Here is an 18,543-nt window from a genome sequence, read left to right on the forward strand (position 1 = left end):
AACGTCCTTATGGTCGTGTGAATGTGTTTCGCGCTCGGCGAAATGACGGCAAGAAAGAACGCACAGCCTAAACAAAAATGGTTAAGAATCCAATTGTTGGCCGGTGATTATATGAACAAAGTGAGAAATATTTTCTGTCGACCAGAACGGCCCGAAAGTGGTGTAAAAAACAGTAAATACACAAAATCATTCATGCTGGATCAAGGCGGCAAGTCTGAGAATCACCAGGAGCTTACTTAAGTAAGTGACTGGGGTGAACAGACGTAGCCAACGCAGAGGCAGCTTGAAGGATGAAGTGTATTAAAAATGCCCCGGCGCGACATCGTTCGCCGGGGCTAATGAGGCGGTTATTTTACGCTGACATCGATACCCGGGAAGTACTTATCAGCGAGTTTAGCGATCGTGCCGTCGGCACGTACTTTATCAATCGCGGCATCAAGCTGCTTTTTGGTGGCCTCGTCGCCCTTACGCAACCCAAAGCCGATCCCACTGCCGAGGATAGTGTCGTCAGACACCGGTTTGCCGATGAAGCCAAACCCTTTCCCCTGCGGCTTGCTGAGGAAACCTGCCTGCCCGGCCGCGGACATGACCAGCGAGGCGTCGATACGGCCATTCAGCAGATCGCCCCAGGCCATATTCTGATCTTTATAAGACACCACGGTGACACCCTGCTTTTCCCAGTGCTCTTTGGCATAGGTTTCCTGGATGGATCCCTGCAGCACGCCGATGGTTTTCCCCTTCAGCCCTTCTGGGGTTGCCTCAACCGCCGTACCTGCCTTGCCGACCAGCTGCGACGGAATACGGTAGATCGGTTGGGTAAAATCAATGCTCTTGCGGCGCTGCTCGGTGATGTTCATCGCCGAGTTGATGGCGTCAAATTTCTTCGCCACCAGGCCCGGGATCAGCGCATCAAAGGAGGTTTCAACCCAGCTGCACTTCAGCGCTGCCGCTTTGCAGATGGCATTCCCCAGCTCAACGTCAAACCCTTCCAGTTCGCCCGCCGCATTGCGGCTCTCAAACGGCGGATATTCCGCTTCCAGACCGTAACGCAGCTCGGTGGCCGCGAAGGAAGAAAAAGTACACAGCAATCCCATGCCGACAACTAACGCGCGTAATTTCATCTCATACTCCTCAGCGTGGTTTAACCCGACACAGGGCCTGGGCACCTGCCCGTAACGTCGCCTCATCTTTCGCAAAAGAGAGACGAATCAATTTATTATCCGTGCCGTCCGCATAAAACGCCGACAGCGGAATGGTGGCAACGCCGTACTCAACGATCAGCCGTTTCACCAGCTCGCTGTCGCGCTCGTCGCTGAACTGGCTGTAGTCCGCCAGCATGAAGAACGATCCGGCGCTCGGCAGCAGCGTAAACGGCGAATCGGCCAGCAGGCTGTGCAGGAGATCGCGCTTGCGCTGGTAAAACGCCGACAGCGACAGCCAGGTTTGCGGGTCGACCATATGCTCAGCAAACGCGTGCTGCATTGGCGTATCGGCAGAAAACATTAAAAATTGATGCACTTTACAAATCTCGTCCATCAGTACCGCCGGTGCAACACAGTAACCCACGCGCCACCCGGTGACGTGATAGGTTTTTCCGAAAGAGGAAATAATCACGCTGCGCTCCGCCAGCTGCGGGTGCGTGGCCATCCCGTGATGCGGCTCGCCGTCAAAAACGACGTGTTCGTACACTTCGTCAGACAAAATAATGATGTCGGTATTGCGCGTCAGCGCCGCCAGCTGCTGCAGGTCACTGGCGGAGAAGACCTGACCGCTCGGGTTGTGCGGCGTGTTGATGATGATCATGCGCGTGCGCGGGGTGATGGCCGCACGAACCTCATCCCAGTTGACGGCAAAATCCGGCACGGTGAGCTTGATGGCAATCGGGGTTGCCCCCTGAAGACGGACAATCGGCGCATAGCTGTCAAAGGACGGCTCAAAGTAGATCACCTCATCGCCCGGATGCACCAGCCCGCTAATCGCCGAATAGAGCCCTTCGCTGGCGCTGGCGGTCACCAGCACCTCGCTGGCAGGGTCGTACTGCGTGCCGTAGAGCGTGGCAATTTTATCGGCAATACGTTCTCTGAGCGGCTGCAGACCGGTCATCGATGCGTACTGGTTATGCCCCGCCTCCATTGCGCGGGTGACGCCCGCAATCAGCTTCGGGTCGCAGGAAAAATTCGGTGCGCCCTGAGAAAGGTTAATCGCGTTATGCTGCGCCGAGAGCTGGCCGATAACGGTAAAAATAGTGGTTCCCACATCCGGCAGTTTGGAGCGCGTTTGCACAGGCGTTCGTAAAGTCATCCTCTTTCCCTTCTCATGGATATTGCATAACTATTCAAACAACATCTGTGCTGTCGGGACAATCGAATTGTTGTCATAATAGCCATGAGAAAAATGCATAGCTGAGGTGTTTTCTATGTCACGCCGTTCGCTCCCCCTTAATGCCATCGACGCTTTTTTAGTCACCGCGCGTCACCTCAATCTTACCCATGCCGCGGCGGAACTGTGTCTGACGCAGGGGGCCGTGAGCCGTAAGATTGCCTCCCTTGAGGCGTGGTTTGGCTTTCCGCTTTTTGAACGCCACGCGCGCGGGCTGCGCCTCTCACCGCAGGGCAGCGCCCTGCTTCCGGAGCTGCAGTCCGCTTTCGAGCAGCTGCTGTCCGTGGCCGACCAGGCCCGCAGCCAGCACACGGTGATCCGGCTAAAGGCCCCCACCTGCGCCATGCGCTGGCTGGTGCCGCGCCTGCTGGAGGTGGAGCGCGAGCATCCGGATCTGCAGATCGCGCTGACCACCACCACCGATCACAACGTCAATTTCAAAACTGAGTCTTACGACGCGGCCATCGTGTTCGGCACGCACATGAGCGCAGGCGATCTGCTGTTCGAAGAGGCGCTCACCCCGGTGATAAGCCCGGTGCGGGCGGGTGCTGCGCTGGGTTCGCTGACGTTTCTGCACCCGACAAGGGACAAGACAGACTGGTCGCTGTGGCTGACGAAACAGGAAGGTCCGGGCTTTGCCATGCATAAAAATCAACACTTCGATACGATGGATCTCGCCATTACGGCCGCCATTCAGGGGCTCGGCGTCGCCATCGCCGACGAAACGCTGGTGGCAGAAGATATTCACGCGGGAAGGCTGGTACGGCCCTATGAGACAAGCATAAAAACCGGCGCAAGCTACCGGCTGGTGCTGCGCGAAACGCCAGGCGAGGAAAATGGACTGGCGGCGTTTCGCGCCTGTTTGCTTAATCGAGGCTGACGTGGTGCTTCATCACCCGTTTGAAGAGGCTCATGCGGGCGCGCATAAAGCGGTTTTCAAGCCTGAAAGCTGCATGTTTATTCACGCCAATGCGTAACAGAACGTCCCGCCCTTTACGGCACGCGGGCCAGTGCGTCGGCCCGGGCAGGATCTCGCGACGACCCGCGTCACGCGCAAAACTCACCCAGTAATCCGCCACCTGGGCAGCAAACTGCAGATCTCGCTCATTGACGTACTGACGTGAAGGGTCTACCTGACCGAGCGTATCGAAGACGTAGGGAACTTCGTTGCCGTGCCAGGCGCCGTTGATGTACGTGCCATGTTCCGCCTCTGCGACATAGTCAAACCAGTAACGCCAGCACAATCCGCCGACGCGCTGCTGGGCCTGCATCACCACGTAGCCCATCGTGGTAAACGCCATGTCGCGACACACCTGCCTGCCCAGCTCTTCATCGCCCTTCACGCCCGGGTAGAGCAGCTTAATCAGCCCCAGCCCGAAGCGGCGCTCCCGGCGAAGCTTCTGGATTTGTCCGGCGAGATCGATGCCAAACACCGCCATCACGCTGGCTTCATCGCTGTTGGAGCCAATCATCACCGGCACCGGATGCTGACGCGCGGCGAAAAAGACGTCAAGCATGGCTTCCGGCAGAACACAGTCTCCTGCGATAGGCGCCGGAGCGACGTTCAGCGGCGCGGTGAGCGGCCAGAACGCCTCGGGCGGAATGGCGCGCAGCTGCCCGGCGGTCGCATTTTCCAGCCCGAAATGGGCGGCCAGCGCTTCCCCTTTTTGCAGGGCCTGCTCGCGCGGCGTGTCAGGCAAGGTGTATCCGCTTTGCACAATCGCCTTATGGAACAATCCTTCGGCCAGCGGAGAAGCCAGCAGAGAGAGCACGCTGCGCGCGCCGGCGGATTCGCCAAACAGGGTCACATTGGCGGGATCGCCGCCAAACCCGGCGATGTTATCCCGCACCCATTCGAGCGCGGCGATCTGATCCAGCAGGGCAAAATTATGCACCACGCGCCCTTCCTCGCCTTCCAGCGCGGGATGGGCGAAAAAGCCAAGATGGCCGAGACGGTAGTTGATCGTGACCACAACCACGCCACGCATGGCCAGCGCTTTGCCGTTATACGGCGGCAGGCCTCCGGCACCAATCGTAAACCCGCCTCCGTGCAGCCAGACCATAACCGGAAGCGGCTCGGCCCGCTCTGCGGGAGACCAGACGTTAAGGTAGAGGCAATCTTCGGAAAACTGGCCCGGATCGCCGCCGCCGAGCTCCTGACAATACTCGCTGCTTTGCCAGCTTGAGGGCGAAAATGCCGTGGCCTCGCGCAGCCCATCCCAGCGTTCAGGCGGCCGGGGCGAGCGCCAGCGCCACTCCCCCACGGGCGGCGCGGCGTAGGGAATACCGCACCAGACGTGGACGTTTTCATCGGTTAAACCAGACAGTGCGCCCTGGCGCGTTTCAACCACAGGGGCGGAAGGATTTTGCATAACGACCTTAATTTTTCCATCACACCCCAGCAGAGTAACGATTTCAGAGCAAACCGCAACGCTGTTTACTGCGCGTTTCAGCCTCCTGGTAGAGCGTAAACTCGTCATACACCGGGCATCCCAGCGCGTCTTCAAACGCATCGCGGCTGGCGTTACCGTGGCTGCGGGCCTGGGTTTCGTTCCCGAGGTTGGACTGGAAAATCCCCGCGGCGCTGACCGGGAGGAAATCTTCGTAGGTGATCGGCTGGGCAACCACCCATCCGCGCTCGATCAGCGGCTGCGGATCGTCGCCCGGACGAAACGCATGCCGATGCGCTTCCCCGGCTGGCGTCAGGCGGTAGCGGAAATAAGCCAGCTCCTGACGGCGCATGAGCATTTCGCTGTCCGGGAAGGCGCTAAAGATCTCCCGCAGATGCAGCTGATGGGTCAGGTTATCTTTACCGGTACCGGCCTGGGCGAGAAGGCTATCGTACAGTTCACGGCCTTTCGGGGTCAGCGCCACGCCGCGCTGTTCAATCTCACCGAAGCGCGCGGTGTGGGTGCCTTTATGTTCACCGGCAAACAGCACCGGCTCTTCCAGCGCCTTGAAGCTGGTTTGACGCAATAAGACGGGCACCTCGCGACGCGGCGGCCCTTCGATCAGAATTTTTGGTTCGATGCCGTACTTCGGCATCAGCTCCTGCACCCGGTCAATGTCCAGCGTGCGCGGCGTGAGGTGGTTAATGTGGCAGCCCGGGAAGCAGACCACGTCGGCAATCAGACGGTGCTCGTTGTGCAGCGCCAGATAGGTTTCCTGATCGACCGTTGCATGGCGGTGCCAGCGGAAGGTTTCTAACGCTTCCTGCACAAACTCATGGGCCTGTGCGTCAGTAAACTGCCCTTCCGACTCGTGGAGGTCTATCAGTTCCAGGCAGCGCGGGGTGAAGATGTTGCGGTGAGACAGGATCTCCGCGGCCCGCTCGCGCAGCGTGACGTTTTCAATCAGCTCAAGACGCAGCAGCGAGGTAAAGATACGAAACGGATTCCGGCACAGCGCCGCATCCTCTATCGGACGAAACGCCGTTGAGTGGACGGGCACCCCCGCCTGAGAGAGATCGTAATAGCTGACCGGGTACATACCCATAATGGCAAACATACGGCGCAGGGTTGAAAGTTCCTGTGCCGTGCCGACGCGGATCGCCCCGTGACGCTCCACGTTCAGGCGTGCAAGCTCATCGGCGTTAGCCAGTTGTTCATGTAATAGTGGATTATTTTCCAGAACCGCCAGGTTTACGTCCGCAACCAGTTCAAGCAAGGTGCCGTACTGCGGAACTTCCTGCTGGTACATCGCCGACATAGCCTGCGAAAAGTGTTCCCGAATGTCATCAGCCGTGATGGTGTTCGCCATGATGTCATGCCTCCAGTGAATATTACCTGGAGTGTAGAGAAACCCGTTCCTTCCGGGGGGAAGAATTTCTGAATTGTGATCTTAAGACGACAGTGGTCAAACCGTGTGCTATCAGGCCCCTGAACAGCGCCGAACGGAACCGCCCTTTCAGCCTGAACGCTTTTATCCAGGATTTTCCTTATAATTATTTAGGGTTCCGCTTTCTATCTATAAAGGAGTATTTTTGGGCTCTCTTCTGAATGCAAATTAACCAATTCGAGTACGCCATTATTTTTATCCTCACCTTTCAAATTTTTAGCTCGAAGTTAGGATTAATCTGAATGGTTGTTTACAAGTCCTTCCTGTCTATCCATATTTCCTTTTTAAGCGAAGCGCAAATTTACAAATATTTAAAAATAACGCAACCGCAAATAGCAAAACGCATTTGACGGATGACGCACAGCGACTAGAGTTATTACTCGAACGACGAGTGATACGGAATATTTTCGTATCGTACTGACATAACCAATATATGACTATGAGGTTTAATATGGCAGAGCATCGTGGTGGTTCCGGTAATTTCGCTGAAGACCGTGAAAAAGCATCAGAAGCTGGACGTAAAGGTGGCCAGCATAGCGGTGGGAACTTTAAAAACGATCCGCAACGCGCTTCTGAAGCGGGTAAGAAAGGAGGACAGAACAGTCACGGCGGAGGCCGTAAATCTGATAACTCCTGATCTTATTTAATACTCTTTTAATAAAACCAGAGAGCATGCTGCGGGCTGAAAAGCTCGCAGTACCCTTTCCTTATTTTACCGGAGCGTAATTATTATGAATATGAAAAGCGTCGAGGATGTCTTTATTCATCTTCTCTCGGATACCTACAGCGCAGAAAAGCAGCTTACCCGTGCGTTAAGCAAACTTGCCCGCGCCGCCTCCAGCGAGAAGCTGAGCGCCGCTTTTACCGCACACCTTGAGGAGACGCAGGGTCAGATCGAACGTATCGACCAGATCGTCGAGCAGGAAGACGGTATCAAGCTTAAGCGCATGAAGTGCGTGGCGATGGAAGGCTTAATTGAAGAAGCCAACGAAGTCATCGAAAGCACGGAAAAAAATGAAGTACGTGATGCCGCACTTATTGCCGCCGCGCAAAAAGTCGAACATTACGAAATTGCCAGCTACGGTACCCTTGCAACACTAGCTGAACAACTGGGCTATAAAAAAGCCGTTAAGCTTCTTGCCGAAACGCTGGAAGAAGAAAAAGAGACCGACCTTAAACTCACCGACCTGGCCGTAGGAAATATTAACCAAAAAGCGCAGAAATGACGCAATAATACAGATTAAATAAAATGAGCATCAGTCCCAGGACAATTAAACGGTGCCATTTAGCGGCAGCCATAATATGGTTCATTCTCGCCATCCCTTCCGTAATATGGTGGAAGAACAGCGTGCTATGGGTCATTATCATCAGCATTTACGCCAATATTGTCGGCCATTTATCTGGCTACAGTGCCGCGCGTGCCGATCAGGCTGCTGAAAGTGAGACCAAATAAGCGAACCCCTAATGAGGATACAATGATGAATCACGTAGAACACTACCATGACTGGCTACGCGATGCCCATGCGATGGAAAAGCAAGCCGAATCTATGCTGGAATCCATGGCCAGCCGTATCGATAATTATCCTGATGTTCGCGCCCGAATTGAGCAGCATATTAATGAGACAAAACGGCAAATTACATTGCTGGAAGAAATCCTCGACCGTAATGATATTTCTCGTTCGGTTTTAAAAGATTCGATGAGCAAAATGGCGGCGCTCGGCCAGTCCATCGGCGGCATGTTCCCGTCTGATGAGATCGTGAAGGGTTCAATCAGCGGCTATGTTTTCGAACAGTTTGAAATAGCCTGTTATACCTCCCTGCTCGCTGCGGCGAAGAAAGCAGGCGACACGGCCTCGGTACCTGCCATCGAGACGATTCTGGCGGAAGAACGCGAAATGGCCGACTGGCTGATTCGCCATATTCCGCAGACCACGGAACAGTTCCTGCTGCGTTCAGACGCATCGGGCGTCGAAGCAAAAAAATAATCAGGGAGAATCGCCATGTTCCGACACGTCAAACAGCTGCAATACACGGTTCGCGTTGCCGAACCGAACCCAGGCCTCGCCAACCTTTTACTGGAACAGTTCGGTGGGCCTCAGGGCGAACTGGCTGCCGCCTGCCGGTACTTTACGCAAGGATTGAGCGATGACGATCCGGGCCGTAAAGATATGCTGATGGATATCGCGACCGAGGAGCTAAGCCACCTCGAAATCATCGGTACCCTGGTCGGCATGCTGAATAAAGGCGCCAAAGGCGCGCTGGCGGAAGGGGTGGAAAACGAGGCCGAGCTGTATCGCTCCATGACCGAAAACGGCAATGACAGCCACATCACCTCCCTGCTGTACGGTGGCGGCACTCCGCTGACTAACTCGGCGGGCGTGCCATGGACCGCAGCATACGTCGACACCATCGGCGAACCGACGGCGGACCTGCGCTCAAACGTGGCAGCAGAGGCCAGAGCGAAAATCATCTATGAACGGCTGATCAACGTGACCGACGATCCCGGCGTAAAGGATGCCCTGGCGTTTCTGATGACGCGCGAGGCGGCGCACCAGCTCTCCTTTGAGAAGGCGCTGCAGTCCATCCGTAATAATTTCCCACCGGGAAAATTGCCGCCAATCGAGGAATTCACCAACAAGTACTACAATATGTCTGAAGGTGGAGAGGTTCGCGGAAGCTGGAACAGCGATAAACATTTCGATTACGTTGAGTCCCCCCAGCCTGCGGTTGACGGCGGCGATGGCAGCGCAAGCGTCACGCTCACGACCGAACAGGCAACCCTGGTCAAGGCGATGTCTGCCCGCACGAAGTCCGATCCACATTCTGACCCGTTGACCGGTGCCGAGCTGGGTGCCGGTAAGACTAAACCGTAATCGGTTTTGCCGGGCAGCCATAAACTGCCCGGCAATTCTCGTGCCCCATCGTTTCAGAGGTACGGACCATGTTCGAACTCGACGCGTTCCATCTGGCCAGAATTCAGTTCGCTTTTACCGTCTCGTTTCATATCCTTTTTCCTGCGATCACCATCGGCCTCGCCAGCTATCTGGTGGTGCTGGAGGGCATGTGGCTGCGTACAAAAAACGACGTCTGGCGATCGTTGTACCATTTCTGGCTCAAGATATTTGCCGTTAACTTCGGGATGGGTGTCGTTTCCGGCCTGGTCATGGCGTACCAGTTTGGCACCAACTGGAGCGGGTTCTCACAGTTCGCGGGCAGTATTACCGGCCCTCTTCTGACCTATGAAGTCTTAACCGCCTTCTTCCTTGAAGCCGGTTTCCTTGGCGTCATGATGTTCGGCTGGAATAAGGTCGGCCCGGGCCTGCACTTCTTTTCTACCTGCATGGTGGCGCTCGGCACGCTGATGTCGACCTTCTGGATCCTCGCCTCCAACAGCTGGATGCATACGCCGCAGGGCTTCACTATCGAGAACGGACAGGTTATCCCGCAGGACTGGCTGGCGATCGTCTTTAATCCCTCCTTCCCCTACCGCCTTATTCATATGGCTATCGCCGCGTTTCTGAGCAGCGCGCTGTTTGTTGGCGCGTCGGGCGCATGGCACCTGCTGCGCGGTAACGATACCCCCGCCGTCCGCACCATGTTTTCCATGGCGATGTGGATGGCGCTGCTGGTCGCCCCTATCCAGGCGGTCGTGGGCGATATGCACGGCCTGAACACGCTTGAGCATCAGCCGGCCAAAATTGCCGCCATTGAGGGACACTGGGAAAATCCGCCGGGCGAGGCCACCCCGCTGCTGCTGTTTGGCCTGCCGGATATGGAGGAGGAGCGCACCAAATACGGTCTGGAGATCCCCGCGCTTGGCAGCCTTATCCTGACCCACAGTCTGGATAAGCAGGTCCCGGCGCTGAAGGATTTTCCGAAAGAAGATCGCCCTAATTCGACCATCGTCTTCTGGTCGTTCCGCGTCATGGTCGGGATGGGGCTGCTGATGATTACCCTCGGGCTGATTAGCGTCTGGCTGCGCTATCGTCATCGACTTTTCCACTCTCGCCCGTTCCACTGGTTTGCCCTCTGCATGGGGCCTGCCGGGCTGCTGGCGCTGCTCGCCGGCTGGGTCACCACCGAGGTGGGCCGTCAGCCGTGGGTGGTCTACGGCTATCTGCGCACCATCGACGCGGTATCGCTGCACAGCACCCTGCAGATGAGCATCAGCCTGCTGGCGTTCTTCGTCGTCTACTCGTCGGTGTTTGGGGTGGGCTATGTTTACCTCATCCGGCTGATTAAGAAAGGACCGCAGCCTGTCGATACGCTGACGTCAAACACCTCGGGCACTCCCGCCCGTCCGCTGTCTGCCGCTGAGTCTGTTCCTGAACAGGAGAGAAACTGATGGGCGTCGATATCTCAGTTATCTGGTTTGCCATCATCGTCTTTGCCACGCTGATGTACATCATCATGGATGGCTTTGATTTGGGCATCGGCCTGCTGTTTAACTTCGTGGGCGATGCGAAGGAGCGCGATGTGATGGTCAACAGCGTGGCGCCGGTCTGGGACGGCAACGAGACCTGGCTGGTGCTCGGCGGCGCGGGCCTGTTCGGCGCGTTTCCGCTGGCCTATGCGGTGATTATTGATGCGCTCACCATTCCTCTCACCGCGATGCTGATCGGCCTCATCTTCCGCGGCGTCGCCTTTGAGTTCCGCTTCAAAGCCACGCCGTCGCACCGCAAATTCTGGGATTACTCCTTTGCCGGCGGCTCTCTGCTCGCCACCTTCAGCCAGGGCGTGGTGGTGGGCGCCGTGATTAACGGCTTCGACGTTGAGGGGCGGCGTTTCGTCGGCTCCGCGCTTGACTGGCTCACCCCCTTTAACCTCTTCTGCGGTATCGGGCTGGTTGTGGCCTACACGCTGCTGGGCACTACCTGGCTCATCATGAAAAGTGAAGGCGCGCTGCAGGCCCGCATGCGCGAGCTGACCCGCCACGTGCTGCTGGCGCTGGTCGTGGTGATTGCGGTAGTGAGCATCTGGACGCCGCTCGGCTGGCAGTACGTGGCCGACCGCTGGTTTACCCTGCCCAACTTTTTCTGGTTCCTGCCGGTGCCTCTGCTGGTCGGGCTTTTCAGCGTGCTGATCTGGCGCCTTACCCGCAACCCGGCCAGCCACTCCCGCCCCTTCCTGCTGACGCTGGGGCTTATTTTCCTCGGGTTTAGCGGGCTCGGCATCAGCCTCTGGCCGAACATTATTCCGCCGCGCATCACCCTGTGGGAAGCCGCGGCCCCGCCTGCCAGCCAGCTGTTTATGCTGGTAGGCACGTTGCTGATTATTCCGGTGATCCTGGTGTACACCGCCTGGAGCTACTACGTCTTCCGGGGCAAAGTGTCGGATACTGAAGGCTATCACTGAGGAACGCTATGACCGACTGGCATACACGAGCCATTATTTATCAGATTGATACCGCGCTATTTTATGATTTGAACGGCGATGGCTGCGGGGACATCGCCGGGATCGCGGCCAAGCTGCGCTATATACGCCGCATGGGGGCGACGGTCATCTGGATCACCCCGTTTTACCTCACGCCCTTTCTCGATGAAGGCTACGACGTCAGCGACCACCTCCAGGTGGATCCCCGCTTCGGAAAGCTGGCCGATATCATCGCCTTTATCGAGCAGGCCCGCGAGCTGGGCATGCAGGTCATTATCGAGCTGCTGATCCAGCACACGTCGGACGCGCATCCCTGGTTCCAGCAGGCCCGCCGCAACCCGGCGTCACCCTATCGTGATTACTACCTCTGGTCGGATAACGACGAGGACGATACGCCCCCCATGTTTCCCGGCGTGGAAAAGAGCATCTGGACCTGGGACGACGAGGCGGGACAATACTACCGGCACATGTTCTATCGCCACGAGCCGGATCTGAACCTCACCTCGCCCGCGGTGCTTAAAGAGATTGAAAACATCATCCTCTTCTGGCTCAAGCTGGGCGTGTCGGGATTTCGCCTCGATGCCGCGTCCCACCTCACCACCCAGGCGGGAAACGGTGATGAAAAAAAAGGGCTGTGGATCCTCGAGCATATGCGGCGTCTTATCGAAGAGCGCAATCCGGACGCGATCCTGCTGGGTGAAGTGGACGTAGACGTAGAGGCCTATAAAGATTACTTCGGCAATAACGACCGCCTGAATCTGGTGCTCAATTTCTGGCTCAACAAGTATTTTTACGTCAGCCTGGCCCGCAAAAGCGCCCGCCCGCTGCGCAATGCGGTGAAGAAGATGATCGTCCCGCCTGACTCCTGCTGTTTTGCCAACTGGCTGCGCAACCACGACGAGCTGGATCTGGAAGGCATCAGTCAGAAAGACAAACAGTTTGTCCTCGACACGTTCGCCCCTGATGAGGAGATGAACGTCTATCAGCGCGGGATCCGCCGCCGCCTGGCCCCGATGCTCAACGGCGATCGGAAGCGGCTGGCGTTCTGCCACGCGGTGCTGTTTTCCCTGCCGGGTGTCCCGGTGATGCGCTACGGCGACGAGATAGGCATGGGCGACGACCTGGATCTGGAGGAGCGCTACGCCGTCCGCACCCCGATGCAGTGGGCAGGATCGCAAGGAGGTGGTTTCTCTGCAGCCGACCCGGAAAAATTTATCGCGCCGATTATCGACCATGGCCCTTACCGCTATCAGAAAGTCAACGTCGCCGATTCGCTGCTTCACCACAACTCGCTCCTGCACCGGATCATCGATATTGCCACTACCCGCTCGGAGTTCCCCGAAATAGCCGTTGCGCCCTTTCGCCTGATCGCAATCGATAATGACGCGGTACTGGGGCTTTATTACGAGACCGACGAGCGCAGCATCCTGACCTTCGTTAACTTCAGCGACCAGCCGGTACAGTTCACCGCCAAAGGGATCCGCAACGCCACCTGGACCGCCTGTCTCGAGGACAAGCGCTACGATGACGCGCTGATTTGCGGTAAAACCGTTCAGCTCAGCCTTGGCGGCTACGGCTATCGCTGGTTCTGGACGCACCGTAGCGCGCTGCGCTGACTACGGTTTCCGGCGAGTTATCAGACGCGTCAGCACTATTCCCGCCACCGCGAGGGCGCCAAGGGCCACTTTCCCCGGCATGCCGGAGGTGACGGACGGCGCGCGGGTTTTCGCCTCGTCAGTAAAGCGGCCATGGATTTTATGCAGATCGTTAACCGGCTGGTCGAGATAGTCCCGACGATCCGGCGCGTTGAGATCGTCGGTCATCTGGCCTTCCCACGCCTTTTTCACCATCAGCCGGTCAAGAAAACCGGGGAAGAAAAATTGCCCGACGATGGACTGGATGGTGCTGCTGCCTACCCACAGCTCGCGTACCGGCTTTTGCGCCACCCTGAAGATGGCGCTGGCGGCCACCTCAGGCTCAAAGACCGGCGGCACCGGGCGCATCGCCCAGGCGAACTTATTCCTCGCCCATTCGAACTGCGGGGTATTGAGCCCCGGCATCTGGACCATCGAAAGCTGAACCCGGCTGTTCTCATGCATCAGCTCGGTACGCACCGCATCGGTGAACCCACGGATCGCCGCTTTTGCCCCGCAGTAGGCTGACTGCAGCGGAATGGAACGGTAGGCCAGCGCGGAACCTACCTGGATAATCACCCCCCTGTCGCGCGGAACCATAAGTTCGAGCGCGGCGCGAGTGCCGTTCACGTAGCCGAGGTACGTCACCTCAGTCACGCGCCGAAACTCGTCCGGCGTGAGGGTACGAAACGGCGCCAGAATGGCCCCCATCGCGTTGTTCACCCAGACATCAATCGCGCCGAGGCGATACTCAATTTCGTTAGCGGCATCCACCACCGCCTGGCTGTCGGCGACGTCCGCCTGCACGGCGTGGGCATTAACGCCAAAGCGCCGTAGCTCCTCCTGGGTAGAGTGCAGGCTGGCCTCATCGCGGGCGATGAGCCCCACGTCGTAACCCGCCTTTGCAAAGTGCAGCGCCGTGGCTTTTCCCACGCCCGCCGTCCCGCCGGTAATCACTATGACAGCCATAGAACCTCCACGTGAGTTTATCCGTTATTCCCGTCTGACAAGGTTGTCACCAGTTCAGCCAGCGAGTAATGCACCGCTTTTTCGACCACGTCCTGACAGTCACCGGAGAAAAGCACGGTGCGGGTCTTCGTCTCGCCGCGTATGTTCCACGCGAAGCAGACCGTCCCCGCCGCCGTGCCGTCGTCGCCCCCTTCCGGGCCCGCGTAGCCGCTGATGGCGATGCTGATATCGGCCTGGGCGATGTCGCGGATACTGGCGGCCATTTCGGTTACCGTCTGCTCGCTCACGGCCGTAAACCGCTCCAGCGTCTCGGGACGCACGCCGAGGATCCGCGCTTTAGCTTCATCGCTGAACACGACCAGCCCAACATCATAAAATTCGGCGGTGTTTTCCTCTGCGCAAAGCGCCACCGAGAGCTTTCCGCCCGTGCAGGATTCCGCGGTGGTTAAGCGAAGCCCGAGATCGGTTAATTTGCTCGCCAGCTTTTTCGTCAGTTCACCCACGGTATTATTGCTGTCGTGAAAAAGATTGCTCATCTTGCCGCCTCTTATTTCTCGAAAGGAATGATTGAAATATGCCCATTGCGCTCAAGTATGGCATATTTAATGTCGCTTATTTCCGTAATGCCATTATTTTGGCGCGCTGACACCAGAATATCATCACAGGACACGTCAACTTTTTTCAGTTTATCTGCTAACGGCACGCCGTTCTCCACCAGAATAACAGGCGTGCCATCCAGAATATTCTCCACCGGCGAAAAATACTTCTTCATTAGTCCGAAAATAATATCTACTACCACCAGCGTGGTAATGGTAATCATCGCGCCGGTGACGGAAAAATCCTGTCCGAGAAGCGCCTGCTGCGTGGCTTCACTAATTATCAGAAGCAGAATGAGATCGAAGCTGGTCATCTGCAGCAGCGCGCGACGCCCGGCCACTTTAAATACCACCACCAGAAACAGATAAATAGCCAGCGCGCGAAAGACCATATCCATATCAGCCTCCTAGGGGTAAATAAATTGCCAGATGTTAATTTCCGGCTCGCTGTTGACGCGGATGACGGTGTTCCATTTACCGGCTCTGGAAGGTGTCGTGAAGAGTAACACGGAGAAGCTGTCTGTTTTTTTCAGGTTGTTATAGACAAAATAGAGAGTCTTCCCGCGGCTGAACATAGCGTCCGGCTGCGGCCAGACGCTGCCGGGCTCATACGCATCGCTGCTCTCGCTGGTCATGCTGAGGACATACTTCCCCTCGCTCTGCACCGGAAACGCGAGCGCCATCCGGGTCTCTGTCTCCCGTCGTCCAAAGCGTTCATAGTCTATGGTCAATGATTTAGAGGAATTCGTTTTGACCGTGTCGCTGACCATTCCGCTGGAAAACAGACCGGCAATCGCCGCGACGATAATACCCAGCAGAACAATAAAACCCACCTGACGAAACGCGTATTCAAACGTCAGCAAACGGTAACTCTCATCTATCCCGGGTAACTTTTCATTTTCACGCTTCATGGTCATCGTCACCGTTTCGCTTATTATCCGATAATTTTGATTTCTAACGCGAATGTTTTTAGGACTTATCACATTTGCCACATAAAGGAATAGCAACAATACTTAATAAGTCAAGACACGCAAAATGAAGGATATCGGATGAAATTATCACTTATTTCCGCTTTATTGTTATTTCTGGCTCCGGCCGCATGGGCAGATAATAACGGGGGTTTACAAAAAGGCGAAGCGCCACCGCCTCCCCACGCGCTTGATAGCGGATATCGCGGAACCGACGACGCGCGTATTATGACCATCAGGCAGGCAAAAGAATTGCACGATGGTGCGACAATTTCATTACGCGGTAATCTTATTGACGGTAGCGGCGATAAGTTTGTATTTCAGGATAAAACCGGAAAAATCGACGTTATTATTCCCCAGGCAGTCTTCGACGGCAGAACGGTAAAACCCGACCAGATGATCAGTATCAACGGTTCGCTTGATAAAAAATCATCTCCTGCCGTCGTCCGTGTAGATCGTTTGCAGAAATAATTCAGCGAAGCGTTAACGCTGCAGTTATCCATCAAATCTCACCCCTTGGCTTAAGGAGTCAGCTATGAGTGATACTAAACAACGTACGAACGCTTACCCGCAGCCCCCGTTCCCGGAACAGCCGCAAACGCCGCCGGGACTGGCATCCGAAATGCAGCCCGTACCCGACCACGGGGAACAAAGCTATAAAGGGCATGGCCGCCTTGCCGGCAAAAAAGCGCTGATTACCGGCGGTGACTCCGGCATTGGTCGCGCGGTCGCTATCGCCTATGCGCGTGAAGGCGCTGACGTTGCCATTAACTACCTGCCCGAAGAGGAAAAAGACGCCGCTGAGGTCATCGAGCTGATCGAAGCGGAAGGCCGCAAGGCCGTCGCGTTGCCGGGTGACGTCCGGGACGAAACCTTCTGTCAGAATCTGGTCGAAGAAGCCGTGTCGAAACTGGGCGGGCTGGACATTCTGGTCAACAACGCCGGCCGTCAGCAGTTCCGTGAATCGCTTGAGGAACTGACCACGGAAGATTTTGACGCAACGTTTAAAACCAACGTTTACGCTCCGTTCTGGATCACCAAGGCGGCCCTGCGCCACCTGAAAGCGTCGTCCGTTATCATTAATACCTCCTCCGTTCAGGCGGTGAAGCCCAGCCCCGTGCTGCTGGACTATGCCCAGACGAAAGCCTGTCTGGCGGTGTTTACCAAATCCTTAGCCAAGCAGCTGGGTCCGAAAGGCATTCGCGTCAACGCGGTTGCTCCTGGCCCTTACTGGACGGTTCTGCAGTCCAGCGGCGGGCAGCCGATGGAAAAAGTGAAGGAGTTCGGTGGCGACACCCCGCTGGGACGTCCGGGCCAGCCCGTCGAGATTGCCCCGCTGTACGTCACGCTGGCCTCGGATGAATGTTCATTTACGTCCGGCCAGGTGTGGTGCTCCGATGGCGGCGACGGCGTGATCTAAACCGGTAGACAATACCCCTCCGCAGTGAGCAATAAACGAACAAGGATGTTCGCTTTTATTCCCCCGCCAAAAAACATGTTGTAACTCAAACAGATCAAATGTTAAAAATATTTTGCTATCAGGTTATCAAAATTAAACAACTTAACTTGTCACCCGCATCGCTCTGTTTTTAACATCGTCTATGGAAAAAAATGGTCTGTTCAGTCAGCGCATACGCTTGCGCCATTTGCATACATTTGTGGCCGTCGCTCAACAGGGAACGCTGGGGCGTGCGGCTGAAACTCTCAACCTGAGCCAGCCTGCGCTCTCAAAAACCCTCAACGAGCTGGAACAGCTGACCGGTGCCCGTCTTTTTGACCGCGGCCGGCTGGGGGCGCAGCTTACCATCGTGGGCGAACAGTTCCTCACGCACGCCGTTAAAGTGCTGGATGCGCTCAATACCGCTGGCCAGTCCCTGCACCGAAAAGAAGAGCAATCCAGTGAGGTGGTGCGCGTGGGCGCTCTGCCTACCGCGGCGCTGGGCATTCTTCCGCCCGTTATCGGCCAGTTCCACAAGCAGCAGCGGCATACCACGATTCAGGTCGCCACCATGAATAACACCATGCTGCTCGCGGGGCTGAAATCCGGCGAACTGGATCTCGGAATCGGTCGCATGTCCGACCCTGAGCTGATGGGCGGCCTCAACTATGAACTGCTGTTCCTGGAGTCTCTGAAGCTGGTGGTTCGTCCCGATCACCCCCTGCTGCAGGACACGGTCACGTTAAGCCGCGTGATGGAGTGGCCGGTAGTGGTCTGCCCAAAAGGAACCGTTCCCCGCCAGACCGCCGAAACCTTGCTGCAAATGCAGGGGTGTACGCTGCCCTCAGGATGTATCGAAACGCTGTCGGCTTCGCTTTCGCGGCAGCTTACGCTGGATTATGACTACGTCTGGTTCGTCCCCTCCGGCGCGGTGAAAGACGATTTGCGCCAGGGAACGCTGATCGCCCTGCCGATTACCTCCCCCGGCCCCGGTGAACCTATCGGCATTTTGACCCGCGTAGACACGCCGCTTTCAACGGGCGCGCAGACGCTGCTGAGCGCTATCCGTAAATCAATGCCGGTCTGACAACTTTCGCCCTCCTCATCCTAACCCTCTCCCCAACGGGGCGAGGGTTCACCAGCCATTTTTCCACCCGAAGCGATAAATATTGCCTCAGGAAAATGAAGAACTTACAGCGACGCTCTGGTCCGGCTGTAAATCGCCGAAGCGTTTCCGCAAGGCCGGGGCGAGGCGCAGGGATGCGCCGAGAGGGCGTGGCCTGCAGGGATGCAGGCTCATGCCCGACCCGATAGCCTGAAGGAATAAGCTGAGGGCACCGCGAAGCGGC

At 56.7% G+C, this 18,543-nt stretch carries 20 protein-coding genes; 12 read left to right on the forward strand and 8 right to left on the reverse strand.

Features of this window, described 5'->3' with window-relative positions:
• Positions 1-347 precede the first annotated feature (347 nt).
• Together UR289_RS14235 and UR289_RS14240 are read right to left on the reverse strand one after the other, a co-directional pair.
• Positions 348-1,121: a transporter substrate-binding domain-containing protein gene (locus tag UR289_RS14235; RefSeq protein ID WP_025756391.1), complete on the reverse strand. Its 774-nt coding sequence runs from the start codon at positions 1,119-1,121 to the stop codon at positions 348-350.
• A 10-nt stretch (positions 1,122-1,131) separates the two neighbouring features.
• On the reverse strand, positions 1,132-2,301 hold the full coding sequence (locus UR289_RS14240; protein ID WP_047651261.1) for a pyridoxal phosphate-dependent aminotransferase: 1,170 nt from the start codon (positions 2,299-2,301) through the stop codon (positions 1,132-1,134).
• Positions 2,302-2,416: 115 nt separating this feature from the next.
• Between UR289_RS14240 and UR289_RS14245 the strand changes: the two genes are divergently transcribed.
• Entirely contained in the window at positions 2,417-3,259 is an 843-nt protein-coding gene (locus UR289_RS14245; RefSeq protein ID WP_039262517.1) for a LysR family transcriptional regulator, read from the forward strand.
• Here the strand turns inward: UR289_RS14245 and UR289_RS14250 are convergent.
• Entirely contained in the window at positions 3,246-4,751 is a 1,506-nt protein-coding gene (locus UR289_RS14250; RefSeq protein WP_320710584.1) for a carboxylesterase/lipase family protein, read from the reverse strand. The two genes, UR289_RS14245 and UR289_RS14250, sit on opposite strands and share 14 nt — an antisense overlap.
• Before the next feature lie 43 nt (positions 4,752-4,794).
• Positions 4,795-6,138 (reverse strand): VOC family protein, encoded by a 1,344-nt coding sequence (locus UR289_RS14255; RefSeq protein ID WP_320710585.1) that lies wholly within the window; start codon positions 6,136-6,138, stop codon positions 4,795-4,797.
• A gap of 529 nt (positions 6,139-6,667) precedes the next feature.
• Here UR289_RS14255 and UR289_RS14260 point away from each other — a divergent pair.
• The 8 genes from UR289_RS14260 to UR289_RS14295 all read left to right on the forward strand — a co-directional run bounded on the left by UR289_RS14260 (position 6,668) and on the right by UR289_RS14295 (position 13,205).
• Positions 6,668-6,853, forward strand: a complete 186-nt coding sequence (locus UR289_RS14260) for a general stress protein (RefSeq protein WP_004150795.1) — start codon at positions 6,668-6,670, stop codon at positions 6,851-6,853.
• 94 nt (positions 6,854-6,947) lie between these two features.
• Complete coding sequence (locus UR289_RS14265; RefSeq protein ID WP_008502272.1) at positions 6,948-7,442, forward strand: ferritin-like domain-containing protein; 495 nt, start codon at positions 6,948-6,950, stop codon at positions 7,440-7,442.
• A gap of 23 nt (positions 7,443-7,465) precedes the next feature.
• Complete coding sequence (locus UR289_RS14270) at positions 7,466-7,669, forward strand: hypothetical protein (protein ID WP_008502273.1); 204 nt, start codon at positions 7,466-7,468, stop codon at positions 7,667-7,669.
• A gap of 25 nt (positions 7,670-7,694) precedes the next feature.
• On the forward strand, positions 7,695-8,201 hold the full coding sequence (locus UR289_RS14275; protein ID WP_014831871.1) for a ferritin-like domain-containing protein: 507 nt from the start codon (positions 7,695-7,697) through the stop codon (positions 8,199-8,201).
• Between the two features lie 15 nt (positions 8,202-8,216).
• On the forward strand, positions 8,217-9,089 hold the full coding sequence (locus UR289_RS14280; RefSeq protein ID WP_008502274.1) for a manganese catalase family protein: 873 nt from the start codon (positions 8,217-8,219) through the stop codon (positions 9,087-9,089).
• Between the two features lie 68 nt (positions 9,090-9,157).
• Positions 9,158-10,561, forward strand: coding sequence for a cytochrome ubiquinol oxidase subunit I (locus UR289_RS14285; RefSeq protein ID WP_033145500.1), 1,404 nt, complete (start codon positions 9,158-9,160; stop codon positions 10,559-10,561).
• Positions 10,561-11,571, forward strand: coding sequence for a cytochrome d ubiquinol oxidase subunit II (cydB, locus tag UR289_RS14290; protein ID WP_182072363.1), 1,011 nt, complete (start codon positions 10,561-10,563; stop codon positions 11,569-11,571). Before UR289_RS14285 ends, cydB begins: the two co-directional genes overlap by 1 nt.
• A gap of 8 nt (positions 11,572-11,579) precedes the next feature.
• Positions 11,580-13,205, forward strand: coding sequence for an alpha-amylase family protein (locus tag UR289_RS14295; protein ID WP_214538391.1), 1,626 nt, complete (start codon positions 11,580-11,582; stop codon positions 13,203-13,205).
• Here the strand turns inward: UR289_RS14295 and UR289_RS14300 are convergent, their stop codons facing one another.
• Genes UR289_RS14300 through UR289_RS14315 form a run of 4 tightly spaced genes read right to left on the reverse strand, consistent with a single transcriptional unit; the run spans position 13,206 to position 15,699 of the window.
• Positions 13,206-14,192, reverse strand: coding sequence for an SDR family oxidoreductase (locus UR289_RS14300; protein ID WP_048974696.1), 987 nt, complete (start codon positions 14,190-14,192; stop codon positions 13,206-13,208).
• A 17-nt stretch (positions 14,193-14,209) separates the two neighbouring features.
• A complete protein-coding gene (locus tag UR289_RS14305; protein WP_032657136.1) occupies positions 14,210-14,728 on the reverse strand; it encodes a 2-oxo-tetronate isomerase in 519 nt (172 codons plus the stop codon).
• Between the two features lie 11 nt (positions 14,729-14,739).
• The gene (locus tag UR289_RS14310; protein ID WP_023311671.1) at positions 14,740-15,186 is read right to left on the reverse strand and encodes a DUF421 domain-containing protein; all 447 of its coding nucleotides are present in this window, start codon (positions 15,184-15,186) and stop codon (positions 14,740-14,742) included.
• A gap of 9 nt (positions 15,187-15,195) precedes the next feature.
• Positions 15,196-15,699: a hypothetical protein gene (locus tag UR289_RS14315; protein ID WP_045142963.1), complete on the reverse strand. Its 504-nt coding sequence runs from the start codon at positions 15,697-15,699 to the stop codon at positions 15,196-15,198.
• 138 nt (positions 15,700-15,837) lie between these two features.
• On the opposite strand from UR289_RS14315, the gene UR289_RS14320 reads away from it, so the two are divergent.
• The 3 genes from UR289_RS14320 to UR289_RS14330 all read left to right on the forward strand — a co-directional run bounded on the left by UR289_RS14320 (position 15,838) and on the right by UR289_RS14330 (position 18,281).
• Positions 15,838-16,227, forward strand: a complete 390-nt coding sequence (locus UR289_RS14320; RefSeq protein ID WP_087822554.1) for a YdeI family stress tolerance OB fold protein — start codon at positions 15,838-15,840, stop codon at positions 16,225-16,227.
• 64 nt (positions 16,228-16,291) lie between these two features.
• Complete coding sequence (locus UR289_RS14325) at positions 16,292-17,176, forward strand: SDR family oxidoreductase (RefSeq protein ID WP_032657142.1); 885 nt, start codon at positions 16,292-16,294, stop codon at positions 17,174-17,176.
• Between the two features lie 181 nt (positions 17,177-17,357).
• Positions 17,358-18,281, forward strand: a complete 924-nt coding sequence (locus UR289_RS14330) for a LysR substrate-binding domain-containing protein (RefSeq protein WP_033145495.1) — start codon at positions 17,358-17,360, stop codon at positions 18,279-18,281.
• Positions 18,282-18,543 lie beyond the last annotated feature (262 nt).

This window comes from Enterobacter sp. 302C9, assembly GCF_034106085.1.
GTDB classification, from domain to species: domain Bacteria; phylum Pseudomonadota; class Gammaproteobacteria; order Enterobacterales; family Enterobacteriaceae; genus Enterobacter; species Enterobacter asburiae_B.

What these genes read in the sequence shown, in the direction of transcription:
- UR289_RS14250 (WP_320710584.1), bottom strand. Translation starts at nt 4,751, where the DNA reads ATGCAAAATCCTTCCGCCCCTGTGGTTGAAACGCGCCAGGGCGCACTG.
- UR289_RS14285 (WP_033145500.1), top strand. Translation starts at nt 9,158, where the DNA reads ATGTTCGAACTCGACGCGTTCCATCTGGCCAGAATTCAGTTCGCTTTT.
- UR289_RS14325 (WP_032657142.1), top strand. Translation starts at nt 16,292, where the DNA reads ATGAGTGATACTAAACAACGTACGAACGCTTACCCGCAGCCCCCGTTC.
- UR289_RS14330 (WP_033145495.1), top strand. Translation starts at nt 17,358, where the DNA reads ATGGAAAAAAATGGTCTGTTCAGTCAGCGCATACGCTTGCGCCATTTG.
- UR289_RS14315 (WP_045142963.1), bottom strand. Translation starts at nt 15,699, where the DNA reads ATGAAGCGTGAAAATGAAAAGTTACCCGGGATAGATGAGAGTTACCGT.
- UR289_RS14280 (WP_008502274.1), top strand. Translation starts at nt 8,217, where the DNA reads ATGTTCCGACACGTCAAACAGCTGCAATACACGGTTCGCGTTGCCGAA.
- UR289_RS14245 (WP_039262517.1), top strand. Translation starts at nt 2,417, where the DNA reads ATGTCACGCCGTTCGCTCCCCCTTAATGCCATCGACGCTTTTTTAGTC.
- UR289_RS14265 (WP_008502272.1), top strand. Translation starts at nt 6,948, where the DNA reads ATGAATATGAAAAGCGTCGAGGATGTCTTTATTCATCTTCTCTCGGAT.
- UR289_RS14260 (WP_004150795.1), top strand. Translation starts at nt 6,668, where the DNA reads ATGGCAGAGCATCGTGGTGGTTCCGGTAATTTCGCTGAAGACCGTGAA.
- UR289_RS14310 (WP_023311671.1), bottom strand. Translation starts at nt 15,186, where the DNA reads ATGGATATGGTCTTTCGCGCGCTGGCTATTTATCTGTTTCTGGTGGTG.
- UR289_RS14305 (WP_032657136.1), bottom strand. Translation starts at nt 14,728, where the DNA reads ATGAGCAATCTTTTTCACGACAGCAATAATACCGTGGGTGAACTGACG.
- UR289_RS14275 (WP_014831871.1), top strand. Translation starts at nt 7,695, where the DNA reads ATGAATCACGTAGAACACTACCATGACTGGCTACGCGATGCCCATGCG.
- UR289_RS14270 (WP_008502273.1), top strand. Translation starts at nt 7,466, where the DNA reads ATGAGCATCAGTCCCAGGACAATTAAACGGTGCCATTTAGCGGCAGCC.
- UR289_RS14240 (WP_047651261.1), bottom strand. Translation starts at nt 2,301, where the DNA reads ATGACTTTACGAACGCCTGTGCAAACGCGCTCCAAACTGCCGGATGTG.
- UR289_RS14255 (WP_320710585.1), bottom strand. Translation starts at nt 6,138, where the DNA reads ATGGCGAACACCATCACGGCTGATGACATTCGGGAACACTTTTCGCAG.
- UR289_RS14295 (WP_214538391.1), top strand. Translation starts at nt 11,580, where the DNA reads ATGACCGACTGGCATACACGAGCCATTATTTATCAGATTGATACCGCG.
- cydB (WP_182072363.1), top strand. Translation starts at nt 10,561, where the DNA reads ATGGGCGTCGATATCTCAGTTATCTGGTTTGCCATCATCGTCTTTGCC.
- UR289_RS14235 (WP_025756391.1), bottom strand. Translation starts at nt 1,121, where the DNA reads ATGAAATTACGCGCGTTAGTTGTCGGCATGGGATTGCTGTGTACTTTT.
- UR289_RS14320 (WP_087822554.1), top strand. Translation starts at nt 15,838, where the DNA reads ATGAAATTATCACTTATTTCCGCTTTATTGTTATTTCTGGCTCCGGCC.
- UR289_RS14300 (WP_048974696.1), bottom strand. Translation starts at nt 14,192, where the DNA reads ATGGCTGTCATAGTGATTACCGGCGGGACGGCGGGCGTGGGAAAAGCC.